The sequence below is a fragment of the Niabella terrae genome, from assembly GCF_054783135.1.
Genome location: NZ_BAAGRD010000038.1, coordinates 29,913 through 52,035, shown reverse-complemented (window position 1 = coordinate 52,035; position 22,123 = coordinate 29,913). Strand labels below are relative to the sequence as shown.

Annotated in this window: 21 protein-coding genes; 15 read left to right on the top strand and 6 right to left on the bottom strand. The window is 48.7% G+C overall.

Annotated elements, in window-relative coordinates; all coding sequences use genetic code 11:
• Window positions 1-308: 308 nt before the first annotated feature.
• From pth to ACYVI9_RS16375, 10 genes are all read left to right on the top strand, one after another.
• A complete protein-coding gene (gene pth, locus ACYVI9_RS16420; RefSeq protein ID WP_460766695.1) occupies window positions 309-884 on the top strand; it encodes an aminoacyl-tRNA hydrolase in 576 nt (191 codons plus the stop codon).
• A gap of 26 nt (window positions 885-910) precedes the next feature.
• Window positions 911-1,522 carry a fumarylacetoacetate hydrolase family protein gene (locus ACYVI9_RS16415; RefSeq protein ID WP_460766692.1) on the top strand — a complete coding sequence of 204 codons (612 nt, stop codon included), beginning with the start codon at window positions 911-913 and terminating at the stop codon, window positions 1,520-1,522.
• Between the two features lie 180 nt (window positions 1,523-1,702).
• Complete coding sequence (locus tag ACYVI9_RS16410) at window positions 1,703-2,053, top strand: hypothetical protein (RefSeq protein ID WP_460766689.1); 351 nt, start codon at window positions 1,703-1,705, stop codon at window positions 2,051-2,053.
• Window positions 2,054-2,204: 151 nt separating this feature from the next.
• Window positions 2,205-4,607, top strand: coding sequence for a TonB-dependent receptor (locus ACYVI9_RS16405; RefSeq protein WP_460766687.1), 2,403 nt, complete (start codon window positions 2,205-2,207; stop codon window positions 4,605-4,607).
• A gap of 337 nt (window positions 4,608-4,944) precedes the next feature.
• Window positions 4,945-5,445 (top strand): DUF4442 domain-containing protein, encoded by a 501-nt coding sequence (locus ACYVI9_RS16400; protein ID WP_460766684.1) that lies wholly within the window; start codon window positions 4,945-4,947, stop codon window positions 5,443-5,445.
• Window positions 5,446-5,502: 57 nt separating this feature from the next.
• Window positions 5,503-6,555, top strand: a complete 1,053-nt coding sequence (locus ACYVI9_RS16395; protein ID WP_460766682.1) for a metallophosphoesterase — start codon at window positions 5,503-5,505, stop codon at window positions 6,553-6,555.
• A 24-nt stretch (window positions 6,556-6,579) separates the two neighbouring features.
• Window positions 6,580-7,398 carry an SDR family oxidoreductase gene (locus tag ACYVI9_RS16390; protein WP_460766679.1) on the top strand — a complete coding sequence of 273 codons (819 nt, stop codon included), beginning with the start codon at window positions 6,580-6,582 and terminating at the stop codon, window positions 7,396-7,398.
• A 15-nt stretch (window positions 7,399-7,413) separates the two neighbouring features.
• Complete coding sequence (locus ACYVI9_RS16385; protein ID WP_460766676.1) at window positions 7,414-8,286, top strand: aldose 1-epimerase family protein; 873 nt, start codon at window positions 7,414-7,416, stop codon at window positions 8,284-8,286.
• 188 nt (window positions 8,287-8,474) lie between these two features.
• On the top strand, window positions 8,475-10,526 hold the full coding sequence (locus tag ACYVI9_RS16380; protein WP_460766673.1) for a protein-disulfide reductase DsbD family protein: 2,052 nt from the start codon (window positions 8,475-8,477) through the stop codon (window positions 10,524-10,526).
• Window positions 10,527-10,554: 28 nt separating this feature from the next.
• Window positions 10,555-11,004, top strand: coding sequence for an acyl-CoA thioesterase (locus ACYVI9_RS16375; RefSeq protein WP_460766670.1), 450 nt, complete (start codon window positions 10,555-10,557; stop codon window positions 11,002-11,004).
• A 77-nt stretch (window positions 11,005-11,081) separates the two neighbouring features.
• Here ACYVI9_RS16375 and ACYVI9_RS16370 read toward each other — a convergent pair whose 3' ends face one another.
• Window positions 11,082-11,837: a zinc ribbon domain-containing protein gene (locus tag ACYVI9_RS16370; RefSeq protein WP_460766667.1), complete on the bottom strand. Its 756-nt coding sequence runs from the start codon at window positions 11,835-11,837 to the stop codon at window positions 11,082-11,084.
• 46 nt (window positions 11,838-11,883) lie between these two features.
• Window positions 11,884-12,981, bottom strand: coding sequence for a Nif3-like dinuclear metal center hexameric protein (locus ACYVI9_RS16365; protein WP_460766665.1), 1,098 nt, complete (start codon window positions 12,979-12,981; stop codon window positions 11,884-11,886).
• A 141-nt stretch (window positions 12,982-13,122) separates the two neighbouring features.
• Here ACYVI9_RS16365 and lipB point away from each other — a divergent pair, with 141 nt between their 5' ends.
• The 5 genes from lipB (at window position 13,123) to ACYVI9_RS16340 (ending at window position 18,251) form a co-directional block, all read left to right on the top strand.
• A complete protein-coding gene (lipB, locus tag ACYVI9_RS16360; RefSeq protein WP_460766662.1) occupies window positions 13,123-13,857 on the top strand; it encodes a lipoyl(octanoyl) transferase LipB in 735 nt (244 codons plus the stop codon).
• Window positions 13,858-13,874: 17 nt separating this feature from the next.
• Window positions 13,875-14,402, top strand: a complete 528-nt coding sequence (locus ACYVI9_RS16355) for a shikimate kinase (RefSeq protein ID WP_460766659.1) — start codon at window positions 13,875-13,877, stop codon at window positions 14,400-14,402.
• Between the two features lie 35 nt (window positions 14,403-14,437).
• Window positions 14,438-14,830: a DUF423 domain-containing protein gene (locus tag ACYVI9_RS16350; RefSeq protein WP_460766657.1), complete on the top strand. Its 393-nt coding sequence runs from the start codon at window positions 14,438-14,440 to the stop codon at window positions 14,828-14,830.
• Window positions 14,831-14,905: 75 nt separating this feature from the next.
• Entirely contained in the window at window positions 14,906-17,449 is a 2,544-nt protein-coding gene (locus tag ACYVI9_RS16345; RefSeq protein WP_460766654.1) for a DNA translocase FtsK, read from the top strand.
• A 154-nt stretch (window positions 17,450-17,603) separates the two neighbouring features.
• Window positions 17,604-18,251, top strand: coding sequence for a LolA family protein (locus ACYVI9_RS16340; RefSeq protein ID WP_460766651.1), 648 nt, complete (start codon window positions 17,604-17,606; stop codon window positions 18,249-18,251).
• Window positions 18,252-18,568: 317 nt separating this feature from the next.
• On the opposite strand, the gene ACYVI9_RS16335 is transcribed toward ACYVI9_RS16340, so the two are convergent.
• The 4 genes from ACYVI9_RS16335 to msrA all read right to left on the bottom strand — a co-directional run bounded on the left by ACYVI9_RS16335 (window position 18,569) and on the right by msrA (window position 22,119).
• The gene (locus tag ACYVI9_RS16335; protein WP_460766648.1) at window positions 18,569-19,873 is read right to left on the bottom strand and encodes a radical SAM protein; all 1,305 of its coding nucleotides are present in this window, start codon (window positions 19,871-19,873) and stop codon (window positions 18,569-18,571) included.
• Window positions 19,870-20,406 (bottom strand): hypothetical protein, encoded by a 537-nt coding sequence (locus tag ACYVI9_RS16330; protein WP_460766646.1) that lies wholly within the window; start codon window positions 20,404-20,406, stop codon window positions 19,870-19,872. Before ACYVI9_RS16330 ends, ACYVI9_RS16335 begins: the two co-directional genes overlap by 4 nt.
• 21 nt (window positions 20,407-20,427) lie before the next feature.
• Window positions 20,428-21,483 carry an agmatinase family protein gene (locus ACYVI9_RS16325; protein WP_460766643.1) on the bottom strand — a complete coding sequence of 352 codons (1,056 nt, stop codon included), beginning with the start codon at window positions 21,481-21,483 and terminating at the stop codon, window positions 20,428-20,430.
• A gap of 81 nt (window positions 21,484-21,564) precedes the next feature.
• Window positions 21,565-22,119, bottom strand: coding sequence for a peptide-methionine (S)-S-oxide reductase MsrA (gene msrA / locus ACYVI9_RS16320; RefSeq protein ID WP_460766640.1), 555 nt, complete (start codon window positions 22,117-22,119; stop codon window positions 21,565-21,567).
• Between the last annotated feature and the right edge of the window lie 4 nt (window positions 22,120-22,123).

Sequence of the window (22,123 nt, the reverse complement as noted above, 5' to 3'; positions counted from 1 at the left end):
CTGATTATAAACTGGCACTTAGAAAAGTTTTGAATTCTCATCCGTTAGTCACATCAATCGGCAGTCGGGGTTTGTAATCAAGCAGCGCTAAATTACAGATTTTAACCCAGCTTCTCAAATTACAATTCAATCTATTCCATTTTTGCGGGTCTGTTATTCATGTGCCGGCATCAATACCAGATCCATACAGGATCGGTGGATCGGCCAAAGTTACAGGCGGGGAGATTAACGAAAGATGATTCAGGATAACTTTTTTAGGGGATGGGGGCTAAAAAACATTCAGTTTTAGTACTTTTGAAGTCAAAACAATGAAGTTTCTGATTGTAGGGCTCGGGAATATCGGTGAGGAGTACGCCCATACACGTCATAATATTGGTTTTGATGTGGTTGCGGCACTGGTTCAGAAACATGGAGGGAAATTCAGACAGGAGCGTCTCGCCTATGTTGCCGAGATTAAATGGAAGGGAAGGTTGATGGTTTGTGTTTGTCCGACGACTTATATGAACCTGAGTGGCAAAGCGTTCAAATACTGGGTGGAGAAAGAGAAACTAACATTAGACAAGACCTTAACTGTTGTTGATGAACTATCACTGCCGATTACCAAACTACGACTACGTGGCAGTGGGAGTGCAGGAGGCCATAACGGACTCAAAAGTATTGAAGCTTCGGTACAAACCCAAAACTACCCGAGGCTGAGATTCGGAATCGGTAATGGCTTCAAACCGGGCACGCAAATTGATTTTGTATTGGGAAAATGGCAGCGGGAAGAAGAAGCTGTTGTTGCCCAAAAAATCCAGATGGCGGTCGGTGCAATTGAACTATTTATTACGCAGGGCTTAGCTGCGGCAATGACCAGTATCAACAATCAGGAGTATAAGGGGTAGGTTCCAGAACCTTAAAAAGAAAATTTATGAAGATTTTTTGCATTGGGCGTAATTACGTGGCCCACGCCAAAGAACTTGGAAACAGTATTCCGGAAGAACCGGTTGTTTTTCTGAAGCCCAAAACTGCATTGCTTAAATCCCATCTTCCGTTTTATTATCCGGAGTTCACCAATGAGTTGCATTACGAGTGTGAACTGGTGCTGCGGGTGAGTAAGAACGGGCGTTATGTGAATAAACGGTATGCCCACCAGTACTATGATGCCATTACCCTGGGCATCGATTTTACGGCAAGGGACATCCAGCGCGAACTGAAGCAAAAAGGACTCCCCTGGGAAAAAGCCAAAGCCTGGGATAATTCGGCGGCCATCGGCAGCTGGCGACCCCTTTCTGATTTTGATGACCTGAGACGCATCAATTTCGGTTTCTATAAAAACAATGAATTGGTGCAGGAGGGAAATTCTTCCCAGATGATCCACAGTTTCAATGCCATTGTTGCCCATATCTCCAAATATTTCTCCCTCAATATCGGCGATATCATTTTTACCGGCACTCCTGAAGGCGTCGGGGAAACGCTGCCTGGTGATATGCTGGAAGGCATACTCGAAGATGAAATCGTGCTGAAGCTGGCCGTCGAATAATCCCCTCGGGTTATCGGTTCGCAGGCCCGGATCCGGGGCGTTTAATTGCTGAATTTTCTGATTTTCCTGCTTTATTTTTCAGGCCATCCTGCTGGTTGGCTATAACAGCCTGATGGAATAGCTATTTCGGTGCATGTCGGTTTTCCCTGTTTTGCTTATATTTGCAACGAAGTTTCAAATTTGACCGGTATTTTCCATATAAGAAAATCTGCAGCCCTGATTCTTGTCTGGGTTTTTGCGCTGAGTTTTACCCCCCGGCAATGGCTGCATGACCTGGTCCTCGACCACCGGGATGAACAGTTCACTGAACTGCTGCCCGGCGTCCCACAACCCAAACAGCAAATCCACCACCACCAGTTTAACTGTGGTATGGTGCTGCAGCATACACTGCCGGCTTTTCTGGCAGTAGATTTTGCACCTGATTTTAGACCCCCATACTGCAGGCAGATGCCGGCTGTTTTATTGCCCGAAGTCCTGACCAAAGCAGATTTTGATTGTTTTGCCCATCGGGGTCCTCCCTATATTGTCTGATCCATCACTGCGTACTGCTGACGGCAGCTACGACATGGACGCCGGCTCACCGGCCGTCTATTTTTCATTTTGACTTTAAGGATGGTGTGCCTTCTGGCTGTTTTACAGGCGCTGCTATCGATTCTTTTTAAATCAGCAACAATATATTAATATGTTTTCCAGAATCCTATGTTACTTTATATTTCTACTACTGGGTGGTGCTCCGGTATATGGCCGTGTATCGCCCGGCCCTAATGTGAATCCCGAAGTTTATAAGGGCCGTCTTTCAGGACTGATTACCGACGCAGCGACGGGCCATCCCCTGGAAGGAGCTACGATTTCGCTGCCGGATCTGAAAATAACTTCCGTTTCCGGAAGGGACGGTCGCTATCATATCAATTCCCTGCCGCAGACCGAATTGACCCTGCAGGTATCCTACGTGGGCTATAAGTCTGTTGTCACCCGGATCCGGATCAACAATGAGACAGAACTGGATTTTCAGTTACAGGCTTCAATCGTTGAAACCGAGACGGTAACCGTTACCGGGGTCAGTACGGCTACTTCCCTGAAACGCAGTCCCCAGCAGGTTTCTGTTATATCTGCGGCAGAACTCCAGCAATCCACCGGTACCACATTGCTCGATATGGTGGCCCGGGAACCGGGGGTTTCTATCGTCACTACCGGTCCTGCCGTGGCGAAGCCCTTTATCCGGGGTTTAGGTTATAACCGGGTACTGGCAGTACATGACGGGGTTCGCCAGGAAGGACAGCAATGGGGCGATGAACACGGACTTGAAGTAGATGAATACAGCACCCGCAGGATTGAGATACTCAGGGGACCGGCTTCACTGATCTATGGCAGCGATGCCATCGGCGGTGTCATCAATATCCTGACCTATACACCGGTACCCCTCAACAGTATGCAGGGCACGGCTTCCGCCAGTTTTAATTCCAATAACCGGATGTACGGTACCCACCTGCGACTCGGCAGCAATCATAATGGCTGGAACTGGAATCTTTATGGCAGCCTGAAATCAGCGGCAGATTACCAGAATAAATACGATGGTCAGGTCCTGAACAGCCGCTTCCGGGAGAAAAATTTCGGTGGTGCCCTAGGGGTCAACAAGAGTTGGGGCTACAGCCATTTACTGGTATCCAGTTTTCATCAGGAGCCAGGCATGGTGGAAGGCGAGCGGGATGACCAGGGGCGTCTGGTACTTGACGGTTATCCGCCTTCTGACCAGCAGCGTTCCGACAGGAAGCCGCTGGTACCTTACCAGTCCGTCAACCATCTGACAGTTACTTCAGATAATGCGTTTTCACTGCAAAACGGACATCGCCTGACTGCCCTGCTGGCTTTCCAGCAAAACCGCCGCAAAGAATTTGGAGAAGTTGACGCCCCATCGGAACCTGAAGCTTATTTTGAGCTGCGCACCCTCGATTATAACCTGGGTTACCATTTGCATTCACCCTCGGGTTTCCAGGGCAGCCTGGGATTCAGCGGGATGTACCAACAGAACCGCAATCGTGCAGAAGAAGCCCTGATTCCGGATTATGGGCTTCTGGACCTGGGCCTTTATCTGGTGGCCAGTAAAAACTGGCAGCAAACCACCCTGAGTGGCGGCCTGCGTTTTGATCACCGTGATTATGACAGCCAATCGATGGAGGAAGCGGCGGGGCCCAGGTTCGATCCCCTGCATAAAAAGTTTTCCAATATCAGCGGGAGCATCGGCCTCTCCCATGCGGTCAATGATATCCTCTTGTTAAAACTGGGCGTCAGCCGGGGATTCCGGGCGCCGAATGCTTCCGAACTCTCTGCGAATGGAGAACATGAAGGCACAGGCCGCTACGAGATCGGCAATAACGGTCTGCGCAGTGAAATTGCGACGGCCGTTGACGGCAGTATGGATATCACCACCCAGCACCTGGATATATCAGTGGCGCCGTATTTCAATCATATCAGCCATTTTATTTTCTATAATAAGCTCCTTAATGAAAGCGGCACCGATTCACTGATAGATGGTGCTGTTGTCTATCAGTTCAACCAGCAGTCTGCCCGGTTGTATGGTCTGGAAGCCCGGATTGATCTGCATCCGCATCCCCTGGACTGGCTTCATTTTGAAAATACCTTCAGCTGGGTAAGGGGCCGTTTTACGGAAGCGGTGGACGGTTCCCGGAACCTGCCCCTGATCGCTCCGGCCAGCCTTCGAACAGAACTCCGGGCGGAACTGCCGCATACCGGAAAACATATCCGGAACCTGCACCTGCGGGCAGAACTGCAGACGGTGGCGGATCAGGACCGCTATTTTTCCGGTTATGCCACGGAAACCGCCACCAAGGGCTATATGCTTTTAAACAGCGGCGCGGGTGCGGATATTAAAATCGGTCCACAGCAGATCATCAGTCTGGAACTGGCGCTGAACAATATCACCGACCAGGCTTATCAGAGTCATCTCAGCCGGTTGAAATATACCGACACAAATCCGGTTACCGGGCGGGTAGGGGTATTTAATATGGGACGCAATTTTACCGCCCGGATTATTGTGCCTTTTGGATGGCAGTTTAAGGATCAGTAAGTACCATTATACAATACATCCGCCTGCTTCTTTTGGCGGGAACAGCGAATCATCTGCACAACGGCATCCTGTTATGGGATGCCGTTGTCTTTGGCGACCCAAAGGCCGGCGCGACAGCCAGCGCGACAATGGATCCTGTGCGGGCAGACTTCCGTACCGAAACCCAAAAGGGTTGTACATGCGCTGATACCGGGTTGCAGTGAAGGGGAAAAATAAGGTTTCAGGGTCTGTGAAATAATTATTAAGAAGGCTAAATCCAGTGCAACATCCTTATCTTGTGCCAACCCCCATTACCGGCTGCAGGGCGCGGGGATTGGGTATTAAAATATTGCCAGCGATGAATCCAACCGAAAATACTTTTATGCAACTGGCCCGTTCGGGCAGGTTCCGGTTGTATATGCTGCGTAAGCTTCCGGCAGCATTTTTCAGCGGTCTTCGGGTAGAAACTTTAAATGATGACAGCTGTTCTGTTTCCGTCCCCTATAAATGGTTTACCCAGAATCCTTTTCGCTCCATCTATTTTGCCAGCCTGGCGATGGCGGCAGAACTCAGCACGGGATTACAGGCCATGGCCCGGATCTATAAACGCCGGCCACCGGTTTCGATGCTGGTTGTGGCGATGCAGGCCCGGTATTTTAAAAAAGCCCTGGGGCGGATTGTCTTTACCTGCGACCAGGGGGCGGAATTCGAACAGGCGATCGAAGAAGCGGTCCGCAGCGGCGCTTCCACAGAACTGGTGGTAAAAAGCGTGGGCAGGGATCGTTCGGGAGCGGAAGTTGCCGAATTCCTGTTTACCTGGTCATTTAAAACCAAAACCCCGAAGTCAGCTGCCGGATGAGTTGATTGAACTGAAATTAAATTACATTCGCAAATCCCTTAAATTTTAAATCACATGATGAACCGACGTATTTTTTCCTTTGTTCTTTTATGCTTTATTATAAGCTGTAAGCCGGTTTCACTGCTCTCGGACTATGGCATCGATAAAAATGATCAGTACATTTCTGTGGTGGTATTGCCCGATACCCAGTATTATACCGCCCAGCGAAACGGCGGGACGATCAGCATGTTTGAAAATCAGATTGACTGGATTCTTGACAATCAGAAGAAAGAAAAAATAAGTTATGTGATTCATCTGGGGGATATCACCGATCACAATGCGCCGGCGGAATGGGAGCGGGCGCGAAAACTGATTGATAAGCTGGACCAGCGTAAGATTCCCCACGGTCTGGCTGTAGGCAATCACGACCAGACACCCAATGGTAAACCGTCGGTGGATGATCCCGCCAGTTATTACAATCAGTATTTTGGTACGGACCGCTATAAAAGCCGCCACTGGTATGGTGGTTCCCGCACCCCAAAAAGTAACGAGAACCATTTCGACCTGTTCTCGGGAAAGGGTACTGATTTTCTGGTGCTCTATTTTGCGTTCAACGATCCGGGCAATAAAAATTATAATGCCGCCTACCAGCAACAGGTGATGCACTGGGGGGACAGCGTACTGGGCGCCCATGCCGATCGTAAAGCTATTCTGGTTGCCCACAGCATGCTCAGAAAACCAAAAAATTCCAATAGCAATACCCGGCCGGGCGAAGGCGATTTTAATACAACGCCCGATTTTACCAAACAGGGAAAGGTGATTTATGAGATGGCACGTAAACATCCGAATGTATTTATGATGCTGGGTGGCCATATTGCCGGCGAATCTTTCCGCAAAGACAGTACGGGGGCTTCTGTGATAAAGACTTACCTTTCGGACTATCAGTCCCGGCAGAATCCGCCCTATTCCGGCGCCAAAGACCGTAATGGTGGTAACGGGACCATGCGGCTGATGCGGATCAATACGACAAAACAGACCCTGAGTGTCCTTACTTTTATTCCGGATCAAAACGGGAAAGTGATCCTTGAAAAAGATGCGGACAGTCAGTTTACACATCCTTTATATAATTAGAGAATCAGAAACTTTAGAACGACTATGCACAATCAATTTTCACTGAAAGACAAAGTTATTATTGTGACGGGTGCCACAGGTGTACTGGGGCATGCATTTATCCAGGCCATACAGGAACAGGGGGCTGTGGTGGGCATCCTGGGACGGAACCGGGAAGTGGCAGAGCAGCGGGCGGCAGCACTCACCCAGAAAGGCGGCCGTGCCATTGCTTTAGTGGCAGATGTACTGGATGAAGGGCAACTCATTGCGGCCAGGGATCAGGTACTGGCAGCATTTGGCAAAATAGACGGCCTGATCAATGCGGCCGGCGGCAATCAGCCAGGGGCGGTGATTTTGCCGGATCAGGATTATTTTTCGATGGATATGGAAGCCTTGCGAAAAGTTATGGATCTGAACCTGTTCGGCACCCTGCTGCCAACGAAAATATTCGGAAAGGCAATTATCGACAGTGCCGGTACCGGCAGCATCGTCAATATTTCTTCGGTCTCCGCACATGAAACGATTACCCGGGTATTGGGGTACAGTCTGGCAAAGACTGCCATTGAGAGCTTTACCAAATGGAGTGCCGTGGAACTGGCCAACCGGTATGGTGACAAGCTTCGGATGAATGCCCTGGTACCAGGTTTCTTCCTGGCCGAGCAAAACCGGGCCCTGCTGACCAATGAGGACGGCAGCTATACCGATCGTGGCGAGCGGGTGATCCGGCAGACGCCTTATAAAAGGTTCGGAAAGCCGGAAGAACTGGGCGGCGCACTGGTCTGGTTGCTCAGTGACGCATCGGCTTTTGTCAACGGGGCTTCCATTATCGTAGACGGTGGCTTTACCGTATTTGGCGGCGTCTGATCGAAAACAAAGTCTATGGACTATCTTATTGAAAATGATTTCTGGCAGGTAAGGGTCGCTTCCCATGGAGCAGAATTGCAAAACCTGAAGGATCCTGACACGGGGCTGGAATACCTCTGGCAGGGGGATCCTGCTTTCTGGGCCAAAAGATCCCCTGTGCTTTTTCCGATCGTAGGCGCCCTGAAAGAAGGCGGCTATTATTATGAAGGCAGGTTCTATTCAATGGGCCGCCACGGTTTTGCGCGGGACCGGGAATTCCGGTTAGATCAGCAGGAAGCTGATTTTCTGTCTCTGGTCCTGGATGCCGATGACCAAACCCGCGAACTGTATCCCTTTGATTTCCGGTTTACAATAGATTATCGCCTGCAGGGGGCCACCCTGGATGTGCAGTACCGGATCGACAACAGGGGGGATGGGCCCTGCTATTTTTCAGTCGGTGGCCATCCTGCGTTCCGGCTGCCGCTTTTTGAAGGAGATGCATACCGGGATTATTTCCTGGCTTTCAATCAAAAGGAAACTGCCAGTCGCTGGCCGGTTACTGCCGGCGGTTGTCTCGGCCCCGTACCTGTGCCCTTCCTGGAAAATGCGGATCGTATCGATCTGGATAAATCCCTGTTCTCCCAGGATGCTATTGTGCTGAAAAACCTGAACAGCTCCAGTGTCCGTTTATGTAGTCGTAAAACCGGGCAGGGATTTGAATTTGATTTCAGCGGTTTTCCCTATCTGGGAATCTGGGCGGCCAAAAATGCAGATTTCGTCTGCATTGAACCCTGGTGCGGTATCGCCGACAGCCAGGACAGTGATCAGCAACTGATCCATAAGGAGGGCATCCAACTGCTGCCGGCCGGCCAAAGTTTTGAACGTACCTGGTCCCTGCGCCGGTGCTGAGACCTCGGAACTGCATTTAATAAGATTAAACCTTTGCGCGGTGGATTTGTAATTATTAGGAATCCTGCCCGGGACTGCTGATTTTATCTAAAGAGAATTTCAGATTTTTTGAAAATATTCAGTCCCAAGGTGGCGGAACTTTTTTCCGATACCTTTGGCTCCGTTTTACCCTTAAAAATCTTGCATTCATGAAATTCTTTGCTGTACTCCTATTTTTTTTCTGGGCCGGAGTGGCCGGAGCGCAGGATTCTTCAGCCATCGCTTTTAATTTTTCGCAGCAGCGCGTCAATGATAAGGAAATTCAGCTCACCATCAGTGCCCTGGTTAGCCAGCCTGATGTACGGTTATTTGCCCTGCAGCGCAGTCCTGAGGATGCGGTCTATTCCAGCATACTTTTTGACACCGCAACCCAATCCCTGCTGACAGGGGAACTGAAGGAAGATGCCCGGGTGGAAACCGTTCAGGACCCGGTACTGGAGTTGCCCGTAAATCAGATTACGGATTCGGTTCGCTGGCAGCAGACCGTCCTGCTGGCTGAAGGGGATTCGGCTGTTATAAAAGGGACCATCAATTATATGTTTGCCCGGGGCGAGGAATTTCCGGCCCTGGAAAAGGAATTTCGTTTTGTCATCCTGCCTGAGGCACCGGCAACCCAGGCAGCGACGGGGTCCGCCACCAACAGCTCAAAGGAAAGTTCGTTGTGGTGGATTTTTGCCATTGCTTTTGCCGGAGGATTGCTGGCCCTGGCCACACCCTGTATCTATTCCATGATTCCCATTACGGTGAGCTTTTTTACAAAAAGAAGCACCAACCGGGCGCAGGGACTCCGCAACGCACTTATTTATTCGTTATCGATTATTACGATATTCACCTTTCTGGGATTTCTGATCACCCTGATTTTCGGTCCCGATGCCCTGAATAAATTGTCCACCCACTGGATCGCCAATCTGGTATTCTTTACCATATTTCTGGTTTTCGGTTTGTCCTTTCTGGGCGCTTTTGAAATCGAATTGCCGGCATCCTGGGGCACTGCCGCCGACAGCAAGGCGGGCACCAAAAATATGATGGGTATTTTCTTCCTGGCCCTGACCCTGGTCATCGTATCCTTTTCCTGTACCAGCCCGATAATCGGCGGTTTGCTGGTCCTGGCTTCCAAAGGCAGCCGGCTGGGTCCCCTGGTGGGGATGTTCGGATTTTCACTTGCGCTGGCACTGCCTTTTGCCTTATTTGCCTTTTTCCCCAGTAAACTGAATGTATTGGGAAAATCAGGCGGCTGGTTGAATGCCGTAAAAGTCACCTTGGGTTTTCTGGAACTGGCCCTGGCCCTGAAGTTTCTTTCCAATGCAGATCTTACCCAGAACTGGCGGATCCTGGACCGGGAAATATTTCTGGTACTCTGGATCGCCATCTTTCTTTTATTGAGCCTCTACCTGTTGGGGAAAATCCGTTTTCGCCATGACAGTGCCCTGCCTAAAAATGATTTTGAACTACCGCATCTCTCGGTAACCCGTTTGCTCTTCGCCGGTGCCGCACTGGCTTTTACCATTTATCTGGTACCCGGTCTCTGGGGTGCACCGCTCAGAGGACTGAGCGCCTTTCTGCCGCCCATGGGTACCCAGGATTTTAATGCGGACGACCTGCCAAAAGGTTATTCCCTTTCTGCCGCGCCGTTTTCTGCTGGCAACAGCAATACCGCAGCAGCACTTCCGGCACCGGTAAAATATGCGGAAGTGATGAAGAAAAATGAACCGGATGTTGTCGTCAATAATGGCCTGATTACCTATTTTGATTATCAGGAAGCCCTGGCAGTAGCCCGTCAGACGGACCGGCCCCTGATGCTGGATTTTACCGGTATTAACTGTATCAACTGTCGCAAAATGGAAGGTGAAGTATGGAGTGACCCCGAAGTCATCCGCAGACTGCGGGACAACTTTGTCATTGCTTCCCTGTTTGTTGATGTCCATAAGGGCGTCGATCTGCCCATCAGTGAACAGTATGAATCCAGGGATCTGGGTAAGACCGTGGAAACCCTGGGCGAACTGAATACCGATCTGCAGGTCAGTCGTTTCGGCTCGAATACCCAGCCTTTCTATTTCTTTCTGGATAACCAGGAACAGCGGCTGGCGCCCGAAGGCTATCCTTACGATCCCTCGGTCAGTAACTTTATTCGGCACCTGGATCAGGTGGTCGCCACTTACAAGGAAAGAAAGGGTAAGGATGCTGGGGCCACGAATGAGTAAGGATGACCCAGGCTTAAAATTTTAATATATGAATGGAATGGAAAATGAGATGAAATTTCATACCCGCAAATGGGTAAAGCCGGAAGACCTGAATCCCAATCATACGCTTTTCGGTGGACGCCTGCTGCAATGGATAGACGAAGAGGCGGCGCTCTATGCCATCATTCAGCTGGAGAATAAATTCGTAGTGACGAAGTTTATTTCTGAAATTAATTTTATTGCATCGCCGCGTCAGGGTGATATCATTGAAATCGGTATTGTAGCGACCCATTTTGGGCGCACCTCCATTACCTTAAAATGTGAAATCCGTAACAAACTAACCCGGGAGAAAATCCTTACGATTGAGAAAATGGTCTTCGTTAACCTGGATGAACAGGGACAGCCCCGTCCGCATGGCAAAACGGCCATTACTTATGTAGCCGACCGGATTTTCAAGGCCCGGAATGCAGCTGACGGAGATCCGACAGCTAGTTCTTAAAAGGGTCGATGACCATAGTACCGCACAAAAAAAACCTCCTGAAACAGGAGGTAAAAAAAATAAAGACTTTTATTGAATTATTTTAATTCGATCGTTGTATGCAACTCTTCATCGACCAGAATTCTACCGCAGTTTTCGCAGGCGATGATTTTCTTATGCTGTTTGATCTCACTTTGTTTCTGGGGCGGGATGGCATAGAAACAACCACCGCAGGCATCTCTGATTACCGGTACCACTGCCAGACCATTTCTGAAATTACCCCGGATTTTCTGATAGCTGGCCAGTAAGCGGGGTTCTACTTCTTCCTTGGCATCATCAGATAATTTGGAAAACTGCTTTTCTTCCTTTTCGTTGGCCTGAATGATTTTCTCCAGTTCGGCTTTCTTTAATTCCAGCGAACCTTCCTTGGTCGAAATATTTTTCTTGGCTTTTTCCAGCAGGACTACTTTATCAGCAATTTCCTCATTCGCGTCTTTGATATGCTTCTCTGCCAGTTTGATTTCCAGCTGCTGCATTTCCACCTCCTTATTGATGGCGTCAAACTCGCGGTTGTTCTTAACGTTCTCGCTGTCCTTCTCGTATTTCTTAATCAGTTCTTCACTTTCCTTGATGGCGTTCTTGCGCTCCTCGATAAATTCAGTGACACCGTTTATTTCTTCTTCGATACGAACCTGTCTGGCATGCAGGCCCTGAATTTCATCTTCCAGATCGGCAACCTCCATGGGTAATTCTCCCTTGAGGATTTTTATTTCATCAAGTTTGCTGTCAATTTTTTGCAGTTGAATTAATGAACTCAGTTTTTCTTCGATAGAGAATTCTTTTAGCTGTGCCATATTATTTTTATGTGTTTGTCTTTAAAGAGATAAACGTTCCCGCTGGTTACACAAAATACCGGACAGGATTGGTAATTATCCCTGTTTTAAGGACGGCAAAGTTAGGGAATTTTTCGGCTAAACGGTCTTTCAGCAGCTCGATGGTAAATTGCTCACTCTCATAATGACCGATATCCACCAGTAGCAGCCGGTGATCCGCATCAAAAAACTCGTGATATTTCAGGTCAGATGTGACATAAACATCAGATTTACAGGATATAGCGTCGTTTATCAGGAAGCTGCCGGCCCCGCCACAAACACTGATCCGCTCGACCTGCTCCTGCCGGATTGCGGTATGCCTGATCACGGAACAGCCGAAAATCTCCCGGAGCCGCTCCAGAAATTCCCCGGTAGCCATGGGCTGCGGCAGCCTGCCGGACAGACCGGAGCCGATTTGGGGATGCTCATTTTGTAATCCGACCAGTTCATAGGCGACTTCCTCATAGGGGTGCACTTCCTGCAGGTGTCGGATAAGTGCCGCGCTCCGGTATTCCGGTACCAGGAGCTCCACTTTGAGCTCTGCTGCCGTTTCCCTTTGGCCAATCGCCCCCAGAAAAGGCTGCGCACCATCCAGGGGTTTGAAAGTCCCCGTTCCGGCCACCCGAAAACTGCATTCGCTGTAATTGCCGATACGACCACCGCCGGCCTCGAAAAGCGCTTCGAGAACGGATGCCGCCTGTGCTTCGGGTACATAGAAATACAATTTATTCAGCAGCCCCGTTTTGGGCCTTAATATGCGTTGTTCGGTCAGCCCCAGCTTTTCTGCAATTTTACCATTTACACCGTCCAGTACAGCGTCCAGATTGGTATGGATGGCATAAATGGCAATATCATTCTTGATCGCTTTGATGAGGGTACGCTCAACATAATTTTTGCCGGTAAGGCTTTTGAGTCCCCTGAACAGAATCGGATGATGGGCTACAATCAGATTGCAGTTCCTTTCCATGGCTTCATCAACTACGGATTCCAGTGCGTCCAGGCAGCAGAGCACGCCTTTACATTCCCAGTCGGCAGCACCGGTAAGCAATCCGGCATTATCATACGGCTCCTGCAGGTTACGCGGGGCCAGGTTTTCCAGATATTGGACAAAGGCGCTTATTTGCATGCCACAAAAATAAACCGAACAAAACGCTTTCTGTGTTGTTTTTTTTCAATAATATCCCATTCATATCCAAAATCCTGAAGGTTTTGGCGTTTTGAATTAGATTCACCATTTTTGAGCATATTGGAACAAAAGGAGACCATAATGAAGCCTGCCGTGATCTTTCGGGATCTGGGCCAGATGCGCTATAAGGATGCCTGGGACTATCAGGAACAGTTGTTACAGGAAAATGTGGTCCGGAAGACCCGGATTCGGGAGCTTGAAGATGCCAGCCAGCCTGTTCCCGATACACTGAGAACCAGGGATTACCTGCTTTTTGTGGAACATCCGCCGGTCTTTACGCTGGGAAAAAGCGGTCATATGGAAAACGTGCTGCTGTCACCGGAACATCTGGAAAAAAGAGGGATCGATTTCTTCAGGATCAACCGGGGTGGGGATATTACCTTCCATGGACCAGGACAGCTGGTAGGTTATCCGGTTCTGGATCTTGAGCATTTTTATACGGATATCGGTAAATATTTAAGGAATATTGAGGAAGTAATCATACAGACGCTGGCGGCCTTTGGATTGAAGGGCGAAAGATCGGCCGGCGAGACCGGCGTCTGGCTGGAACCTGATCGAAAGGGGTATGAAAGGAAAATCTGTGCGATTGGCGTACGTACCAGCCGCTGGATTACCATGCACGGATTTGCGTTGAACGTAAATACGGATCTCCAATATTTTGATATGATCATTCCCTGCGGTATACGTGGTAAACAGGTAACTTCACTTAAAAAGGAACTAGGCCGGGAAGTGGATATGATGGCATTGCAGGAGGTCCTGAAATCCAGTTTCGAAGCCGTTTTCAATGTGGAATTCAGCGGGCAGGCCGTAGTGTAATTTAAATTGCAGGATTTATGCGTATTTATCTGATCGGATTTATGGGGGTGGGGAAGACCCACTGGGGCAGGCAGCTGGCCAAAAAACTGGAAATGCCGTTTTTTGATCTGGATGAGCTGATTGTGGATGCAGAAGAAAAAACAGTCACTGAGATTTTTGAGCAACAGGGTGAAGAATATTTCCGAATGAAAGAACGGGAGATCCTGCAATGGGTCAGCGAAAGTCACGATGCCATGATTCTTTCCTGCGGAGGCGGCGCGCCCTGTTTCTTCAATAATATTGATTATATGAACCAGAAAGGGCTCACGGTGTGGATCGATGCCCCCTTTGAAATTCTGCTGGGCCGGCTGCGGCAGCATCAGGAAAAACGCCCCCTGCTGAAAGAACTGGATGATGCGCAGTTACAGGCTTATATTCTGAAAAAAAGCAGTGACCGGCGGATATTTTATGAACGCGCCAAAATCCGGATCAGTGAGCAGGAAGCCACACTGGAAGGCTTTATGAAAAGGATATTCGTTGAAGATGCTGATGGTTCAACTTCCTGATGTCTCCCGTCTAAAACAAATTTTGCATATACAATATGAACAAGGCTTTTTTAATCTGGGGTAGTCTGTTGGGCGGACTGGGTGTTATTCTGGGCGCTTTTGGGGCCCATAAACTGAAATCCATTGCGCCGGATGTAGTTCCCACTTTTCAGACGGGCGTGCAGTATCAGATGTACTATGCTTTTGCCCTGTTGATTACCGGTATTCTGTTTGCCCGGTATCCCGGAAAGGCGCTTCAGGCCGGCGGCACCTGTTTTCTGATTGGTACCCTGTTGTTTTCGGGTTCATTGTATGCATTGGCAGCGCTCAAAGCGACCGGTAAGGTAGGCTTGTCCGGGCTGGGTATACTGACGCCTATCGGCGGCTTGTTTTTTATCGCCGGCTGGGCCTTGCTGATCTGGGCATTGCTGCGGCAACAGCCGGTTTAAGCAGGTTTTCCGCTTTTTTGAACTTATCTCCGATCGGCAGGATAGATATCAACCTTAAAATTTATCTTTGTTGCCATGGCGACTAAGCGTAAATCGACGAGCAAAAAATCAACAGACAGGAAAACTAAGCCGATCACCGATCTTAAACTGGAAAAGGGGGAAAAAATTGCTTTAAAGGCAATTGCAAAAGACGAACGTACCTTTAAAATACTGGGATTGGCCTTTTTGCTGATCTCGATCTTTCTGATCATCTCCTTTGTTTCTTATTTCTATACCTGGCGACAGGATTTTGTACAGGCTTCCCGTGGTGCCGTGATCCTGAGTGAATTTGACACCAAGGTCAGCAACCTGATGGGCAAAACCGGTGCCCTGGCCGCGCATTTATTTATATACCGCTTATTCGGTGTGGCTGCAATGCTGGTCTGCACTTTCTTTTTTGTGGTAGGCATTAACCTGCTATGGCGGCGCCGGGTTTTTTCCATCTGGCGCAATCTCAAGTATGTAACCCTGGGCATGCTGGTCGTTGCGACCATTCTCGCATTTGTCCTGCGTGATCAGGAGTTTAGCTGGGGTGGGGGCGTTGGCAATGTAATCAGTGACTGGCTGATGGCTTCTCTGGGCTTTATCGGTACGGCCGCTATTTTACTGCTAATCGTAATCGCCTATCTGGTTTGGCAGTTCAACCCGGCTTTCAGTTTTCCAAAGAAGCTGGTCCGGATGGCTGCTCCTGCGGCAGCAGCCACCGATGATGAATCGGCGGGTGCTACAAATGCAGCTTTGCCGCAACATGATTTTATCGATCAACAGGAACCTGAAGCGGCGTCTGCGTCAGCGGTGCTTGAGATTGATGAATCCGTTCAGAAACCTCAGGAGTTTAATCTGGTGGAAAAAGCGGCAGCCCGTACCAAAGAGGAGGAAGCAGGCTTTGAGCGTATTACTGTTTTGAAACCAGAGGCCCGGATCGATTTTGAGACCCAGGAAACAGCGGCAAAAAAAGCGGCAGGCAAACAGGCGGCCACATCGGCGGATGGCCTGAAACTGGAGATCAATTCCGAACCGCTGCCCCAGTCGCAGCAGGAAGCCAAGTCCGCTGAACCGGCTGAAAAAACCCGCGCCTACGAGCCTACCCTGGACCTGCGCAATTATAAGTATCCGTCGCTGGACCTGCTGGAATCTCATGGCAGTGATAAGGTAGAACATGACCCGGTGGAGCTTGAGAACAATAAAAATCAGATCATTACCACGCTGCGTAACTATGATATCGAAATCCAGCGTATCAGTGCCACCATTGGACCGACGGTTACCCTGTATGAAATCGTTCCGGCAGCAGGTGTCCGGATTTCCCGGATCAAGAACCTGGAGGACGATATCGCATTGAGTCTTTCGGCGCTGGGCATCCGGATCATCGCACCCATTCCCGGTCGTGGTACCATTGGGATTGAAGTTCCCAATGCCAAAAAATCCATTGTCAGCATGAAGACCCTGCTGGCTTCGGAGAAATTTCAGAAAAGTCAGCATTCCCTGCCCATTGCACTGGGTAAAAAAATAGATAACGAACTCTTTATCGTAGACCTGGCTTCCATGCCCCACCTGTTGATGGCGGGTGCTACCGGTCAGGGTAAATCCGTAGGGATTAATGCCATCCTGGTATCGCTGCTCTATAAAAAGCATCCTTCACAACTGAAATTTGTGATGGTGGATCCCAAGAAGGTGGAGCTGAGCATTTATTCCCATATAGAAAGACATTTCCTGGCCAAACTGCCCAATGAGGAGGATGCCATCATTACCGATACGCGCAAGGTCATTAATACCCTGAACGCGCTTTGTATCGAAATGGACAACCGCTATGACCTGCTCAAGGAAGCCGGATGCCGTAATATCAAGGAATACAATAACAAGTTCAATGCCCGTAAACTGAATCCTGAAAAAGGACATCAGTTCCTGCCTTTTATCGTGTTGGTAGTGGATGAGTTCGCTGATCTGATCATGACGGCGGGTAAGGAAGTGGAAATGCCCATTGCCCGACTGGCACAGCTGGCACGGGCGGTAGGGATTCACCTGATTATTGCCACCCAACGTCCTTCGGTTAATATCATTACCGGTACGATCAAAGCCAATTTCCCGGCACGGGTCGCTTTTAAAGTCAGTAGTAAAATCGACAGCCGTACGATACTGGATGCCGGTGGTGCCGAGCAGCTCATTGGAAAAGGGGACATGCTGATCAGTCTGAATGGAGAGATCGCCCGGCTGCAATGTGCTTTTGTAGACACACCGGAAGTGGACAAAGTCGTCGAGTTTATCGCGTTTCAGGAAGGTTATCCGGAGCCTTTCCTGCTGCCGGAATATGTGGATGAGAAGGAACTGAGTAGCGGTGAACTGGATATGGGGGACCGGGATAAACTTTTTGAGGAAGCAGCCAGGGTAATCGTGGCCAACCAGATCGGTTCCACCTCCCTGCTACAACGGCGGATGAAACTGGGTTATAATCGTGCCGGCCGGCTAATGGACCAGTTGGAGCAGGCGGGTATTGTAGGTCCAAACCTGGGCAGTAAGGCCCGGGAAGTATTAATTAAAACCGAAGCTGAACTACAGCAACACCTTGATACACTGGGTTTTTGATCCGCTAACCAATTGCGGCAGTAGTTGGAATACGCCGGCTTTCTTAGCGCCTTTTCAGGGCTATTTGTTAATAAATGTTAAAGGGCACACTCAGGCACAAAAATTGGCGTCTAAAGGGTGAATTTATTTAAAAAAGAAAAAAGTATAATTGATTATGAAGAAGTTGTTATTGACAGGCTTGATCATGCTAACCGCCTTTATCAGTTTTGCACAATACCGGGATCCCAAAGCGAAAGCCGTGCTGGACGAAGTAAGCGCCCGGTTTAAATCCTATAGTACCGCAGTGGCCAATTTTGGTTACCAGCTTTCCAATGCGGCCGGAAAAGTGCTTGCAACAAAAAAAGGAATGGTCCAGATGAAAGGAAATAAATATGCGATTGATCTTGGCGGCATGAAGATCATCAGCGATGGTAAGACCGTTTGGAATTATAATCCGGAAGCCAAGGAAGTAACCGTCAGCAATGTGGAAGCAGGTGATAATTCCATCAGCCCGCAGAAATTGTTTACGGATTTCTACAATAAGAATTTCAGTTATGTACTGGACAAGGATACAAAAGTAGCCGGTCGGCTGGTTAATAAAATCATCCTGAAACCTGTGGATGCGAGCAAAGCCATTGCCCGGGTATATCTGGCCATCGACAAAGCGACTAAGAATGTTGTCAGTACCACATTCGTGGAAAAAAGCGGAAATAATTATGTTTACAGTATCTCCAATTTTAAACCCGATGTCGAAGTATCCGATGCCGTTTTTACTTTTGACAAAGCCAAGTATCCAGGTGTGGAAGTGGTAGATTTAAGATAAGAATCGTTCTCGAATAAAATATTAAAGTCGGCTCCATCAAGTGAGTCGGCTTTTTTCTGAATTATACGATTGGTGAGGTCAGGTGTTACCAATAGCTAAAAATGCACAGAAAACATTAATTAAGGATGTACATTATTTGGTAAATAGGAATCCACAGTTTTTGGAGGTTTTTTAATTACTTATATCCATGCAAAAAAGAAGAAATTTACTATCCGTTTAAGGTATACGCAATTTGCTGTGAAGCACGAAGTCTATTGGTCTTTTAGCCAGTGGGTAGGAGTTCACATTGGCCAGTTTCAATCCGACCCTGGGTGATTTTAGTCAATATGCGCAAAATCCAGATTGAAATCGCCATTGATTCTTTCCATGGGCGGGTTATAGTAACCGTATTTCAGGTCTGGAAACTCTTCCCGGATGGCTTCCTGTAATTGTTTGACACCCATACATTCGCCCGCATCGGATACACCGATCTTGGTCAGATACCAGTCGGGATCGATATTGAAATTGCGCCACTGAATCATATCCAGATGGGTATCCCGGATCAGGCGGCGCAGGGCTTCATATTCCTCGATACTATCCGTCATCCCGGGGAAAACAAAATAATTGATGGAGGTCCAGCCTCCGAAACTTTTTACCACTTTCAGGCTTTCAATAATGTCTTCAAATTCATAATTATTGGGCCGGTAGTAGGGCATATAAATCTGTCTTCGGGCGCTGTTGGTACTAACCCGGATTGAGTTCAGGCCGGCTTCGCATAGTCTTCTCACAGCATCCGGTTTGGAGCCGTTGGTATTGATATTGATACTGCCCTTGTCGGTATGCTTTCGTATTTCAATTATGGATTTTTCAAGGGTCTCCCACATCAACAGGGGTTCGCCCTCACAACCCTGACCAAAACTGATCAGCGGATAGGGGGCGGTCTCCAGATGGGGTATGGTAAACTCTACAATCTCTTCCACCGAAGGTTTGAAATTCAAACGCTCCTGGTTGGAAACCACCGGCTCTTCATCAGGTTGCAGGGAGATACAGCCCACGCAATTGGCATTACAGGCAGGGGAGGCGGGCACCGGGCATTCCCAGCGACCCATAAAATAGTTGCGGGCGGCCGGGCAGTGATAAGTGAGTGCACAATTCTGCGCCAGATGCTTTACCAGCCTGTTATGTGGATAGGCGGCCATCAGCTGCTCGACACCGCCGGATACCTTGTCAGCATCGAAACCCTCACATTCCTGACGGATATCCGCTTCAATCCGGACAGCAGGTACATAAAATTGGTCGTCCAGCCAGCCGGTAGCGGTATAGCAGAACAAGGGGAGTATGGGCGCCTTCGGCTGTGTTTCATAGGCCGCCAGGTAAAAACCGGTGTGGGCAGGTGGAATAAAAGCAGCAACGGCCCAGCCTTTTTCACAGATCCGCATTTCACCGGTGATGACATCGATACCAATGCCCCTTCTTCCGGGTAGTTCATAAAGGGACCCTCCATCGGGTAAGGGGATCCATTCCTCCGCAGGTATGGGGACGGCATCCCACCCGGTACGGCCGGTCACGTACAGACTGGTGTCCTCGAAAATATTTCCATTTCCGTCGGAATACAGGATATAAGGAGATTGCTTTAGACTCATACCTTTAATAGTTGACTGCAAAAATCGTTAAATTCCTGTTCATTTACGGCAGTAACATCCTCGGTGACCAAATGCTGGTAAATTTTGTTACTGGCCAGTTCCAGGGTCAGAATATCATCTTTGAGTAGGATATGCCGGACGGCAGGCCAGGGATAGTGTCTCTGAGGAAAGGATGGATATCGGATTCCTTCTCCATCCACCGTCAGTCTTAAGGGACGGACCGATATCCGATACAATGCCCAGAATAGGATATTCAATGCGGCTGGCAGCAGTTCGCCCGCGCTACCCCATAAAATGGCAGGCAGGATCAGCCAGACAGCTACCGAACTATGTTGTCGGGTCTTTTTGTACTGGTAGTAATTAAAGGCGATAGCGATCAGCAATACCCCTAATAGTACCAGGTAGCCATAATGGCCCTTTTCCCGTAATCCATAGAAGAAATAGGCGAGTCCGTTCAGTATCAGGATGCCGTAGGCCAAAACCTGGTAACTGAACCTTTTTCGATTGGGAATCAGAAATGAATATTCCTTCAAATGAAATAATTGTAGTAAATATTAAGCTATCTGCCTTTTATTGCTGTTAATCAGCACGCTGCACAATTTGAATAATGCCCTGGCGCCCACATTGGCGTTCCATTCTGTATCGCCGGTCCCTACTTCCACCAAATCAAATCCGATGATCTGGCGACCGGATTTCAGGATCTCATGGAACAGATAAAACATCCGGTCGAGCTCAAATCCGCCGGGCACCGGTGTACCCGTATCCGGGCAAAGCTTGGGATCCAGTCCGTCAATATCGAAACTGATATGAACTTTATGTGGCAGTTTGCCGACGATTTCCTGAACGATATGCTGGAAATGGTCTCCGCCATACTGGCGTTCCTTGATTTCCTGATCAAAATAAGTGATAACGCGATAATCACTGTTGCGGATATAATCCCATTCATCACTGCTCAAATCCCGGACGCCTACCTGCAGGATGTTTTGCACCTGCGGAAAATCGTTCAGGGTATTGTACATAATGCTGGCGTGGGAATGTTTGAAGCCTTCGTAGTCTTTTTTCAGATCACAGTGGGCATCAATTTGCAATATACCGAACTGCTCATGTCTCTCAGCAAGGGCTTTATAGAGCCCATAGGGGGTACTGTGGTCGCCGCCCAGCAGCCCTACCAGTTTATTCTGGTCGAGATAATCCGCTGCCTGCCGGTAGACCCATTCGTTCAGCATTTCGCTGCCTTCATTGACTTCCCGGATGGATTTACACATGAACTGATTGGCTTCCAGTATTTCACCCCTGGAAATATAATCGATATAGAGTTCGGCTTCCTTGCGCAGATAATCACTTTTCAGTAGAATCTTTTTATCGACCGGAGGCATATAAAACCCGTGCTTCCAGGCATCTGGTACCTGGGGATCATAGAGGTCAACCTGTAAACTGGCTCTGAAAATGGCTTCGGGGGCCCGGGCAGTACCTGCCCCATAACTCACGGTAACTTCCCAGGGAACGGGTAAAATGATCAGTTCTGCATTCTCTTCTGTACTGGGCAGTCCGAATATATTGTTTTCAGGGTTGCTGACAGAATTCTGATCAAAGTTTTTTAAATCCAACATCGTCTTGCTTCATTGTTAAACGGCGTGCAAGATACGGCCTTTATCCCATACGGTCGAAACGCGGCGGCTGGAAGTGAGAACTCAGGGTGTTTTGAGTTTGTCCTTGAAGGCCAGCCTGAATTTGTCGACTTTGGGACGAATGACGATTTTACAGTAAGGATTCTTCTGTTCGTTGTTATTGAAATAGCTCTGATGATAGGCCTCGGCGCTGAAGAAATTACGGAAAGGCTTGATTTCGGTTACTATTGGATGATTAAAAGCGCCGCTTTTATCCAGGGCCGTCTTATAATACTCCGCTTTTTCTTTTTGTTCCTCGTTATGGTAATAGACACCACTGCGGTACTGTGTGCCAACATCATTGCCCTGACGATTCAGGGTAGTGGGATCATGGGTTTTCCAGAATACTTCCAGGAGCTCATCGAATGAAATCACCGATGGGTCGTATACAATTCTCAGTGCTTCGGCATATCCGGTATTACCCGTGCAGACCTCTTCATAGGTAGGCTCCGGCGTATTGCCGTCTGTATAACCGCTGGTAACCGCGGTCACACCTTTCAATTCCTGAAAGATGGCTTCAGTGCACCAGAAGCATCCATTGGCAAAAGTGGCTGTATCCTGTTTATGATCGGTAGACATAGTA